Raw genomic sequence first — 11998 nt, forward strand, 5'->3', positions numbered from 1 at the left:
TACAATCAGTCACTTCCCTTAAATTTAGCGGAAATAGTCCTGACATTCAAGAAATAATAAAGAATTTCCCGAGAAATAATATCGTTTCTTATCGAACAATGACATAACCTTTTTTAATCGCTTCAACAACCGCCTGAGTTCGATCATTTACATTCATTTTTTGCAAAATATTACTAACGTGATTTTTTACGGTTTTTTCGCTAATGTAGAGAGATTCACCAATTGCTCTATTATTCTGGCCATCCGTCATTAACTGAAGCACTTCACACTCTCGTCTCGTTAAAATATGAAGCGGCTTACGATATTCAACTTCTCTATAACCAACAGAATCTTGATGCTTTTCATCTTGCTTTGCTAAACGACGATACTCTTTAATTAAGTTTGACGTTACTTTTGGATGAATATACGCTCCACCAGTAGCTACCACTTTCACTGCTTCTACTAGTGATTCCGCATCCATCTCTTTTAATAAATAACCTGATGCTCCTGTACGCAATACGTGGGATACATAAGATTCATCATCATGAATAGACAGGATTAATACTTTTACTTTTGGAAACACTTTTACAAGTTCCTTAGTTGCCTCAACGCCATTAAGCTTGGGCATATTTATATCCATTAAAATAACATCTGGACGATGGTTACGGACAAGATCAATTACTTGGGAACCGTCCTCTCCATCTGCTACTACATTGAAGTTCTGTTCCATTGAAAGAATTCGTTTAACTCCTTCTCTAAACAATGGGTGGTCATCTATTATGACAATTCTAATTTCATCTGTCTCTTGTAAAATCACTGTTTATCACCTCTCGTAAACGACTACATTATTAAACTGTTGTTATAGGCAGCTGTATTAAAATACTTGTCCCTTGCTGTATTTCCGAATGAATCGTTATCGATCCGTTCAACATGTTCACTCTTTCTTTCATGCCAATTAAGCCAAAGGATGCTTCTTTTTTCTGGGATGGGTTAAAGCCAATGCCATCATCTTTCACGACAACCATCACTTGATTCGGTTTCATTTCAATTTTCACAAGAATCTCTGAAGGCTTGGCATGCTTTAATGCATTTTGAACGGCTTCTTGCACAAGCCTGAAAAGAGCAATCTCAAAATGCTGCTCTAACCTGTTATCAATGCCAAAATGTTTAAAATGAATGGTTAAATCATGGCGTTCTTCGCTATTTTCCAAATATTTCCTTAAAGTCGGTACTAAACCAAGATCTTCCAGTGCCATCGGTCGCAAATCATAGATAATTCTTCGTACTTCTGCTAAGGAGGACCGAACCATTATTCGCAATCCACGAATTTCTTTTAATGCCTCTTGAATTCCTTTTTCATTGTAAATGCGTTCAATTAATTCTGAATGCAACATTACATTTGCCATCATTTGAGCTGGTCCATCATGAATTTCGCGAGATAATCGACCTCTCTCTTCCTCTTGAGCTTCTATTATCTTCAACCCAAAAGATTGCTTTTCCTTCGCATCTTCAATAATTTCTCCAACTTTTTTCAAATCGCTAGCTAAAAAATCAAACACCACTGACATTTGTACGGAAAGTTGTTCAGCACGACTTATTGTATCTTGTAAGTTTCTTAATCGTCTTTCAATATCGTCTCTTCTCGTCCGTAATAGTTTTTCTTCCTGTTGTAAAACGGCCATTTCGACTTGAAATTCACTAGCTTGTTCATATGCCGCTCGAACTTCATCATTCGTATAGTTATTAAATTCTTTACTAACTTTTGCTAAACGGTTTCTTGCATGCCTTGCATTGAGAGACGATTTATCCACTTTTTCAATGACTTCTAACACTTTTTGTTTGGTTTGCTCAAGTTCCTTACTTAAATAAACATGCTCAGTTCTTGATCGTTCTCCAATTTCAAAAATCTTTTCTCTACTTGTTGAAACCGTATCTATTGTTTGAGAAATAATCTGATTTAAAACTTTTACTTCTTCCATTTATATCCCCACTTTATTAAAACAATGGTTTCGTTGCTACAACTGGGCTTAAAGCCTTATACTTTAAAATTAAGCCACTATCCGTTATTCTTATCTTACACTATCCGATGGAGAAAGAAAGACGTATATAGTAAAAGAGTATGATTTTTATCTCAGTAGTAGAGAATACCGCCAATACTATCAGACCAGTGTTACATCACGGTTTCGTGAATATGTAAAAATATAAAAATTATTATAGGAGGAAACCATTGTTAGCGAACTATAAAACGGTCAAACAATCAGGTAGTCATGAAATTGTAATTCAAAAATCACGATTTATTTCCCACTTTAAACGCACACCTACAGAGCAAGAAGCCCTTCATTTTATTCAAGAAATCAAAAAAAATCATTGGAATGCGACCCACAATTGTTCCGCCTATTTAATTGGTGAAACCGACCATATACAAAAGGCGAACGATGATGGTGAACCGAGCGGAACAGCTGGTGTACCGATGCTTGAAGTCTTAAAGAAACGGGGATTAAAAGACACTACCGTTGTTGTCACCCGCTATTTTGGTGGCATTAAACTAGGTGCAGGTGGGTTGATTCGTGCTTATGGTGGTTCTGTAAGTGAAGGCTTAAATCAAATTGGCATGGTAAATCGTACTCTCTGTTATACAATGGCCACGGCTATTGATTACACATGGCTCGGAAAAATTGAAAATGAAATTCGCCAATCTTCTTATCCTTTAAAGGAAATCACCTATGCTGATTCTGTCACGGTGCACGTATTTGTTCAATCCGATCAGATCAATGCATACAAAGACTGGATAACAGAACTGACAAATGGACAAGCTGAAACAACACAAGGAAAAAGCGTCTATTTAGAGACAGACGCTTGAATCGAAAGAGACAATCTATCAAGTAATACGGTTACAGCATGATGAAGATTTTCTTGTGTGAGTGGGTTTTCTTCCTTTAATTCTTTCGTAAAGGGGATATGAATAAATCCGCTCGGGACACGCTTGTCCCAATGCTTTAGCTCATGCAACGTTTCATACATAAGGGCATTGCAAACATACGTACCAGCTGTATTTGACACATAAACATGTGGATCGTATTCCTTCACCGCTGTCTCTATCTCTCGAAGTGGGAGCGTTGAGAAATAAGCAGCTGGTCCTTTTTCGTTTATTCGTTGATCGTTCATAACGACCCCGTCATTATCTTCTGGACCATCCATTACATTAATTGCTACTCGCTCTAACGAGATAGCCGTTCGTTTTCCTGCAAGACCTAACATCACAATAGCTGCTGGGTTCTCTTCCTTTATTAGCGTTTTCATTTTTTCTGTTGCTCGTTGAAAGGAGACCGGTAGCACAACGCTTTTTACCTGTAGCCCATTTATCACTTTTTCATCTAATGCTGACACAATTAACTCACTTGGATTCGCATCATGATCGAGGAATGGTTCAAATCCAGTTACAATCATTTTTTTCATTAGAAGTATCCCCCTTTACTTTCCATCTTGTTATCACTATCATATCATATGACAACATAAGAATGAGGGACGCTACGTGGACACTTGGGAAATCTTTACGATAATTGGCACAATTGCTTTTGCTCTATCTGGCGCAATCGTTGCCTTTGAAGAAAAATATGATTTATTTGGCGTGTATACACTCGCTTTCATTACGGCCTTTGGTGGTGGAATGATTCGAAACATCGTTGTAGGCATCCCTGTTTCCGCTTTTTGGAGTCAAACATCTTTGTTTATCATTACCTTCTGCCTCATTACCGTTCTATTCTTTCTACCTGCATTTTTATTTAAACTATGGGATCGATGGGGCGTCTTTTTTGACGCAGTCGGCTTATCTGCCTTTGCCATTCAAGGTGCACTCTTTGCTAAAACGGCGAACGAATCTATATTTGCTATGATGCTCGCTGCCGTGTTAACCGGTGTAGGTGGAGGCATTCTTCGTGATGTTCTCGCCGGTAGAAAACCGATGGTGCTTCATAGCGACATTTACGCTGGCTGGGCGTTGATGGGCGGTATCGTAATCGGACTTGGTTTAGACCACCCCATTATGCAATATAGCTTATTTGTCTTAATTATTGTCATGCGTATGCTAACTGTTCATTACAAATGGCGATTGCCACAAGTGGATAAGAGGATTTAGAAAAGAGCTAGGCAGAAATTCTACCTAGCTCTTTCGCTATAACTATTAATCAACTGCTGCGTTTTCATCATTTAACTGAACTGTATGCCAGCCATAATCGTTATTTCCAACTTCATATGAAATCCCGCTTACACGGTTATTAATTGGGAATGTATCAATTTGATAAAGTGTTGGTGCAAGTGGTAGTACTTCATTAATATGAGCTTGGAATTGATTGTATACATCTTGTCGATAAGATTGTTCAAATGCATCTTCAGAAAGTCCATCAGCTAATATTTCCTCTAATGTATCATCTGTATAACGTGGGTAGTTAAACATTGATTGTGATCCAAATATTCCAGAAGGATCAACGTCAGAGCCTACATTCCATCCAGCAGAATACATGTCAATCGCTGGATCATCTTCTTCAATGCGATCATAGAATGCATTTGGCTCAGTGAGAGATCCTTCCAATAGCTCAATATTTAGTCCAATATCTCTCCATGCCTGCATTTCATAATTGGATACAGCCTCAGCAGTTGCATCACCTTGACGAGCGGCATACGTGATAACGAATTCTTCACCATTTGGATCCTCAACAAACCCATCGCCATCTAAATCTTCATAGCCAGCTTCTGCTAATAGCTCTTTCGCTCTCTCTGGATCATAGTCAAATCCTGGGTTTGCATCATCATGGTACAAAGCATGGTATGGCGGAATAACCGTTGTTGCTGGAAAGCGCAATCCATTATACATCCGGTTTCCTAATTCTTCATAATTAACAGCTAGTCGAACCGCTTCACGTAATGACTCATTAGCCATTTTTGAATCAGGATCATACGAAACTTCGCCTGCGTCAGCATCCCATGTACCGAGTTTAAATCCTGTATACTGATAGCCTCTTGACACTCTTCCCAACCAATCCACATTACTCATATCTGCATTATCTGCGAATTGCGTTGCCGGGAATGTTGTAACGATATCAATTTGGCCTGTTTTTAACGATTCGACTACAACATCTGGGTTTACAACTGTCAACACAACTTCATCAACGAGAGGTGCACCTTGCCAATAGTCTTCATTTTTAGAGAGGGTCACAGACTCACCTGGAACGATGTTTTCTACAACGAATGGTCCGTATCCTAATGGTTCTCTACGTACTTGATCAGACGAAGACATATCTGCTACTTCAACGCCTTCAAAATAATGCTTAGGCATCGCATAGTACCAAATACCACCGCTCATTAATGAAGGGGTTGCTTCTTTAAACGTCAATTCGACTGTTTTTTCATCAATAATATTAAACCCTGAAATGTCGTCCGCTTCTTCATTGTGGTATTCTTCCATACCAACAATATTTCTAAAAGAAGCATCGTAGCGGACACCGTCATAATCTTTATGACCAATAACTTCATGCGCAAAGACAAAGTCTTCTGCTTTTACAGGCTCTCCATCGTGCCAGTTGACATTATCTTTAATCGTAATCGTATATGTTAAATTATCTTCAGAAACGTCAATAGTTGCCGCACCCTCATCTGTAATGTTAAAGGCTTCATCCATTGTGAATAATGATTCACTAAAGAATTGTATTATGTCATTATCAGTTGAAATGGAGTAATGTTGCCAATCAAGTGTGCCTTCAAACGGAGAGCTAGCTACAACACCAACGTTTAATGTGCCACCTTCAATGGCTTCTCCATCTGCTGTTTTTGTCGGTTCAAAATCATCTAAAGAATAAATACCATCTTCATTTTCAATGGTTTCTTCTGAGCCCTCTTCTTCTCCAGTACCACTTGGTTCAGACGATCCTCCCCCATCACCATTATCACTACAAGCCGCAAGTGCTAGAACGGCAACAAGCGTAGGTGCTAAATAAAATTTAGGCTTTAAAAGCTTTTTCATAATTGCTCCTCCTTTTAACCTCTTCTTTGTTTTGCATCAGTCGCGCGTTTTAATGCTTGACCAACATTATTTATACACAGCATCAACACTAAAACTAAAATCGATGCAGGTAACCATACCCATGGGCGTAGCTCAAAAATCTGTGGATTTGTCGCATGACTCATTAATGTCCCTAAACTTGGTGTGGACTCTGGAAAGCCAAATCCTAAAAACGATAATCCTGTTTCAATTCCAATATTCGCAGCCAAACTAAGCGTTAAGTTTACGATAATAATAGAATTTAAATTTGGTAGTAAATGACTAAAAATAATCTTGTAATGCGGTGTCCCTAATGTACGAGCTGCTTGTATATATTCAAGTTCACTCTGTTGTAGAGCTTTTGAACGTATTAACCTTGCCATTGATATCCATATAAAAGCAGACATAATTAATGTAAATTGAAGAAGTGAATAATTAGGCACAACCGCTACAAACGCAATGATAATCATTGTAGTTGGCAGTACTAAGAAGAAATCAACAATTCGCATAACTACGTTGTCAGTGTGACCGCCAAAATAGCCTGCAATTAAGCCCATTCCTAATCCAACAATTCCAGACAACACCGTGACCGCGATCCCTATTAATAAAGAATTACGTGTACCAATGATTAATTGACCAAACACATCACGTCCACCATGATCGGTACCTAACCAAAATTCAGATGACGGAGGTTCAAAAATAGCTAGTAAATCAACCGTGACAATTTGATCTTGATCTAGAATAATTGAAACACTGAACACAAACGCAGCAATTAACAATAAGAAGATTGCTGAAATTAACGCAACTTTATCTTTTAAAATTTCAACAAGTATAACTTTGGCTCCTGATGGTGTTTTGATAAGAGCATCTTTACTTGGATCGATTTGTATCTTTTTTTGTGCTTCCATTTTTAATCCTCACCCTCTTACTTAATACGAATTCGTGGGTCTACCATGCTTAAAATAATGTCTGACAACATTGTTCCAATTACAGCTAAACAACCAGATAGTAATAAGAGCGCAGTGACGACACTATAATCTCTATTATTAATTGAAGATATTAGCAAATCCCCAATTCCCGGAAAGCTAAAAACCCTTTCAATAAAAACAGAACCACCTAATATCCCTGTAATTTCGTATCCGAAGAAGGCAGCGATAGGAAGTAGGGAATTTCTGAAAATATGCTTATTGTAAACTCTATTTTCACTTGCTCCCTTTGCCTTAGCTGTTAAGATAAATTCTTTATGTTTAATATCAATAATCTCGCTTCTTAAATACTGCACAGTTCCAACAGTCGTTATGAGAGCAAGAGATAGTGCCGGTAACGTCATATGATAGATTTTACTTATATAGTATTCAAACGTCCCTGTTACAAGACCAGGAGAAACACTTCCGCTAACAGGAAACCAGTTTAAACGGAAACCAAAAATAAATAGTGCGATAAGCCCAAAAATAAAGCTTGGAACTGCGAAACCAACGTATGTATAACCTGCAATGGCCCGGTCTGCCCATGTATCATTAAAGCGTCCACTTACAATGCCTAGAGGAATGGCAATCAAATAAGAAAAGAGTAAGGTAAGTACCCCTAAACCTGCTGTATTTAATAAGCGATCACCAATAAGTTCTGTAACATCCATTTTGTAGCGAAATGACTGACCAAAGTCTCCTGTTATAGCATTCCCTATCCATCGCCCATACTGTTGATACCAAGGATCGTTTAACCCATGTATTTCACGTAATTCTGCTAAACGCTCTGCAGTAATACTAGGATCTATCATCCCTGTAAACGGATCACCTGGCATTTGACTAGCTAAAATAAACACAAGTATACTTAGAAAGAACAACTGTGGAACTGCAATTAACATACGTCTAACAATAAATTTCCACATCGTTAACTCCCTTCCGGCATTGCAACTCTATGAGTTGGAGACAAACTTTTTAAAGGGTATGCAAGTCCTTCGTTATCAAAATAATCTTGTGTATTCGTTTCATACTCTTGATTTATTTTCTTCCGAATCAATTGAATATCTCCTCTTTTAGTTGGATCAATATCTGGAATAGAGGATATTAACCTTCGCGTATAGATGTGCTGCGGGTTAGTAAAGATGTCATCAGGTGTTCCTTCCTCTACAAATCGACCTTTATACATAATACCGATATGATCGCATATATGGCGTATGATGCCTAAATCATGACTTATAAAAAAGTAAGTTAAATTTAGATCTTTTTGAATATCTTGCATAAAGTTTAATACTTGAGCTTGAACAGATACGTCTAATGCAGAAACTGGTTCATCCGCTATTATTAATTTTGGCTTTAAGGCTATGGCCCTAGCAATACCAATACGTTGACGCTGCCCTCCTGAGAATTCATGTGGATATTTAAAAATACTATCAGGACTTATACCTACTCGTTCTAGCAATTCTTGTACAGCTCGTTGTTCTTCTTGCTTTGTCATTTTTTCGAAATTCCTAAATGGTTCTGCAACAATGTCTATGATTCTTTTTTTAGGATTTAATGAAGAATAGGGGTCTTGAAAAACCATTTGTACATCTCTTCTAAACTCTTTTATATTTCGCTTCGTTACTTCTTTATTATTAATAAAGATCTGACCAGACGTAATATCATTTAATCCAATAATGCCTCTTCCAGTTGTTGTCTTTCCAGAACCGGATTCACCAACTAGACCATATGTTTTTCCTTCCTCTAATGAAATGTTTAATCCATCAACAGCCTTTACATACCCAACGGTTCTTTTTAAAATACCTGCTTTAATAGGAAAATGTATTTTTAAATCTTTAATTTGCAGAAATCCCATCCGCTACTTCCTCCTTAGGTGCAAATTCAAATGTCTTGTAGCAACTACAACGAACATAATGATTTGGTGATATTTCATGAAGTTGAGGGTTTTCTTCATGCGCTGCATCACCAATCCATGGAATGCGTTCTGCAAATCGACAACCCGTTCTAGGTAAATTCACTAAAGAAGGCACTACCCCTTGAATAACATGTAACTTGGTTTTAGCTGTATTATTAGTTGGGTTTGATTGTAATAGCGATCTCGTGTATGGATGCTTTGGATTAGCAAATAACTCTTCAACTGGAGCTAATTCAACAATTTGACCAGCATACATAACAGCCACTTTATCTGCCATTTCCGCGACAACACCTAGATCATGGGTAATTAAGATAACACCACTGTTTAATTCATTTTTAAGTTTGCTTATAAGTCCTAATATTTGCGCTTGTATCGTTACATCAAGTGCAGTCGTTGGTTCATCCGCTATTAAAAAAGCAGGATTACAAGAAATGGCGATTCCAATTACCACTCTTTGCCTCATTCCACCAGAAAGTTCGTGTGGATATTGACTATAAACCACATCTGGTCTTGAAATACCAACTTGTTGTAAAAGTTCTAATACTCTATTTTTCCTCTCCGTTTTTGATAAATTTGTATGTAAAATAAGCGATTCTTCAAGTTGTTTCCCAATTATCATGAGTGGGTTTAGCGCTGACATTGGGTCTTGAAAAATCATCCCTAACTCTCCACCTCTTAACTTTTGCAACCTTGCTTCAGATACTTTAGCAATATCTTCACCTTTATAATTGATTTCACCTTCAATTTTCGATTTATCTTTTGGATGTAATCCTAGAATGGAAAACCCTAATGCACTTTTCCCTGAACCGGATTCTCCTACAATGCCAAGAATTTCATTCTTATTTACAGTGAGCGTGACATCGTCAACAGCTGCATAATATTCATTATTAATTCGAAAAGATGTTTTTAAATTCTGAATCTGAAGAAGTGTATTGTCCGACATCTTATCCCACCTAACTAATTAAATGTTTCGTTCACATACGTTATCTCATTTATCTGTCAATGAATAACCTAAAACATTCTTGTACGCTTTTAGCTGTATACTGACGTCCAGTTGTTGAATAAACGGTGATTGCGTCAGTGTTTCATTCACAAACTTTATAAGTCGCTCATTGTCGTTGAAATAGGCTTGAACAATGAAGTGATGATAGCCAGAGACCGAGTCGACGCAAATGATTTCTTTAAAAGAAGCTAGCCATTTCCCAACCTCATCTTGTTTTCCAACCTTGACATTTATGCCGATAATCGCTTTTACACTTAAGCCCAATTTGGTTGGATCAATCTTAATAATGAAGTCGAAAACACCACTGTTGACCATTCTTTTTGAGCGTTGCCTGATAGTTCCTTCACTTACATGCAATTGTCTTGCAATTTGGCTATACGTAAATTTACCGTTTTTTTGGTATAAATCCAATATTTTAAAATCTAGCGAGTCAAGTTTCTCCATCTCGTATCACTCTCTATTTCCCAACTTCGATTTAAACTTCCGCTACGAATTCATGATAAAATAATCAGATTTATTCATTTTTTCGTAAAAGTTATTGTCAGTATATAAGAACTATTTGAAGAAAGCAACAAATTTTTTAGACAAATGTGACTATAATTTATAGTTTTACAAACTTTTTGATAGTCACGTTTTTCCAGTATACCATATCTTAAAATAATGTATATTATTATTTTTTCACATTATTCTAACCTTTAGTACGCTAAAAACAAGCTCATTTATTATACTGTCAAATTATTCTTGCTTGTTGTGACATGTTGTCAAGTAATCTAACTTAATTTCTATTATTTTACGTGCTATTCTCACGACAGATTATGCTATAATTTGACTTTGACATGTAGACAAGCTTTTTATTTATAAATTAGTGGGTGAAATGAGGGATTAATAAGATGGATGATACGCGTAAATATCGTCGGAAACAAAAGAAAAGACGGTTACTATTAAAGACGATATTAGCTACAGCGTTAATTGCTATTTTAGCAGTCGGCACTGGGGCCTGGTATATTGTCAATCAGTTAAACGATACAGCCTCTAGTGCGTATCAAGGATTAAATCGTGGTGAAATGTCCGAACTACGGGTCGAGCCTGTAGACATCGGCAAAGATAATTTTTCCATGCTTATACTCGGTAGTGACTTCCGTGAAGGCGATAGCGGCGGTGAACGAACAGATACCATGTTAGTCGCTACTTTTAATAAAGGAGATCGCTCCATTAAACTAACGAGCATTCCTCGAGATACGTATACGGAAATTATTGGTTATACAGAGGGACCTTTTTACGATAAAATTAACCATGCAAACGCCTTTGGCGGCATTGATATGGCAATTGATACGGTTGAAAATCTTCTAGACATACCAATTGATCATTATGCATTAGCCCGCTTTGACGGATTAGTTGATATTATTGATGCGTTAGAAGGAATTGATATTGATGTAACGTATGAATTTGATTTTAAAGAAAAAAGCCGCAATGTTGATTTTACATTCACAAAAGGACCGACTCATATGGACGGCGAGAAAGCTCTTGCCTATGCCCGAGAAAGAAAATCGGCTGAGAGTGGTGGAGACAAAGGACGAGGCATTCGTCAGCAACAAGTTATTGAAGCCATCATTGATCGAGCAGCATCTCTTTCTAGCATCACACGATTTAACGATCTATTTGATGCTGTTGGAAATAACCTTCAAATGGATTTAACATTCGGAAATATTGTGTCTCTACATGGCTACGCTTCTTCTATTGATACCATTGAAACACTTCAAGTTCATACAAATGGTCAAATGCGTCCAGATATTTATGGAAACAACATTTGGTATGAAGATGCAGTTGAAGAAGACTTATATGCATTGCAACAAACATTAAGAGAGCACTTAGAACTCCCTTCAGATACTGAAAATGAACTTTATACGCAATAAAAAGTGAAGACTAGACATTGATCTAGTCTTTTATTATTAAAAAAAGCAAAAAATGAGTCATTCTAACTAGGTTTTATTCTTTATAATAAGAGGTATAGTGACAGAATCTCTCATTATTTGCGAGATGACTAAAAAAATTACCTTGACTCTATTAATATATGAAACAATCGTTTCGATAGTATAGTTGAGGAA

At 37.0% G+C, this 11998-nt stretch carries 12 protein-coding genes; 3 read left to right on the plus strand and 9 right to left on the minus strand.

The genetic code is table 11. From position 1 onward, the window contains the following. Window positions 1-88: 88 nt before the first annotated feature. Together E2L03_RS05485 and E2L03_RS05490 are read right to left on the minus strand one after the other, a co-directional pair. Window positions 89-796 (minus strand): response regulator transcription factor, encoded by a 708-nt coding sequence (locus E2L03_RS05485; RefSeq protein WP_078440058.1) that lies wholly within the window; start codon window positions 794-796, stop codon window positions 89-91. 31 nt (window positions 797-827) lie between these two features. Next, a complete protein-coding gene (locus E2L03_RS05490) occupies window positions 828-1958 on the minus strand; it encodes a sensor histidine kinase (RefSeq protein ID WP_038482695.1) in 1131 nt (376 codons plus the stop codon). Between the two features lie 248 nt (window positions 1959-2206). Between E2L03_RS05490 and E2L03_RS05495 the strand changes: the two genes are divergently transcribed. Continuing rightward, window positions 2207-2839: a YigZ family protein gene (locus tag E2L03_RS05495; RefSeq protein ID WP_038482698.1), complete on the plus strand. Its 633-nt coding sequence runs from the start codon at window positions 2207-2209 to the stop codon at window positions 2837-2839. Here E2L03_RS05495 and E2L03_RS05500 read toward each other — a convergent pair. Beyond that, window positions 2818-3435 carry a pyroglutamyl-peptidase I gene (locus E2L03_RS05500; RefSeq protein ID WP_134258675.1) on the minus strand — a complete coding sequence of 206 codons (618 nt, stop codon included), beginning with the start codon at window positions 3433-3435 and terminating at the stop codon, window positions 2818-2820. The two genes, E2L03_RS05495 and E2L03_RS05500, sit on opposite strands and share 22 nt — an antisense overlap. Before the next feature lie 76 nt (window positions 3436-3511). Between E2L03_RS05500 and E2L03_RS05505 the strand changes: the two genes are divergently transcribed. Beyond that, window positions 3512-4114: a trimeric intracellular cation channel family protein gene (locus tag E2L03_RS05505; RefSeq protein WP_038482704.1), complete on the plus strand. Its 603-nt coding sequence runs from the start codon at window positions 3512-3514 to the stop codon at window positions 4112-4114. Window positions 4115-4159: 45 nt separating this feature from the next. Here the strand turns inward: E2L03_RS05505 and E2L03_RS05510 are convergent, their stop codons facing one another. The 6 genes from E2L03_RS05510 to E2L03_RS05535 are packed head-to-tail and all read right to left on the minus strand — an operon-like array spanning window position 4160 to window position 10337. After that, complete coding sequence (locus E2L03_RS05510) at window positions 4160-5995, minus strand: oligopeptide ABC transporter substrate-binding protein (RefSeq protein WP_134258676.1); 1836 nt, start codon at window positions 5993-5995, stop codon at window positions 4160-4162. 14 nt (window positions 5996-6009) lie between these two features. After that, entirely contained in the window at window positions 6010-6921 is a 912-nt protein-coding gene (locus tag E2L03_RS05515; protein ID WP_038482709.1) for an ABC transporter permease, read from the minus strand. 17 nt (window positions 6922-6938) lie between these two features. Next, window positions 6939-7901 carry an oligopeptide ABC transporter permease gene (opp4B, locus tag E2L03_RS05520; protein WP_038482711.1) on the minus strand — a complete coding sequence of 321 codons (963 nt, stop codon included), beginning with the start codon at window positions 7899-7901 and terminating at the stop codon, window positions 6939-6941. A 2-nt stretch (window positions 7902-7903) separates the two neighbouring features. Continuing rightward, on the minus strand, window positions 7904-8830 hold the full coding sequence (locus E2L03_RS05525) for an ABC transporter ATP-binding protein (protein WP_038482714.1): 927 nt from the start codon (window positions 8828-8830) through the stop codon (window positions 7904-7906). Then, window positions 8811-9833: an ABC transporter ATP-binding protein gene (locus E2L03_RS05530; protein ID WP_038482717.1), complete on the minus strand. Its 1023-nt coding sequence runs from the start codon at window positions 9831-9833 to the stop codon at window positions 8811-8813. The genes E2L03_RS05525 and E2L03_RS05530 overlap by 20 nt, the downstream gene beginning before the upstream one ends. A gap of 45 nt (window positions 9834-9878) precedes the next feature. Then, entirely contained in the window at window positions 9879-10337 is a 459-nt protein-coding gene (locus E2L03_RS05535) for an Lrp/AsnC family transcriptional regulator (RefSeq protein WP_134258677.1), read from the minus strand. 446 nt (window positions 10338-10783) lie between these two features. Here E2L03_RS05535 and E2L03_RS05540 point away from each other — a divergent pair, with 446 nt between their 5' ends. Beyond that, window positions 10784-11806: an LCP family protein gene (locus tag E2L03_RS05540; RefSeq protein ID WP_134258678.1), complete on the plus strand. Its 1023-nt coding sequence runs from the start codon at window positions 10784-10786 to the stop codon at window positions 11804-11806. The last annotated feature ends 192 nt before the right edge of the window (window positions 11807-11998 follow it).

Source organism: Shouchella oshimensis, from assembly GCF_004375095.1.
GTDB lineage: Bacteria > Bacillota > Bacilli > Bacillales > Bacillaceae_D > Shouchella > Shouchella oshimensis.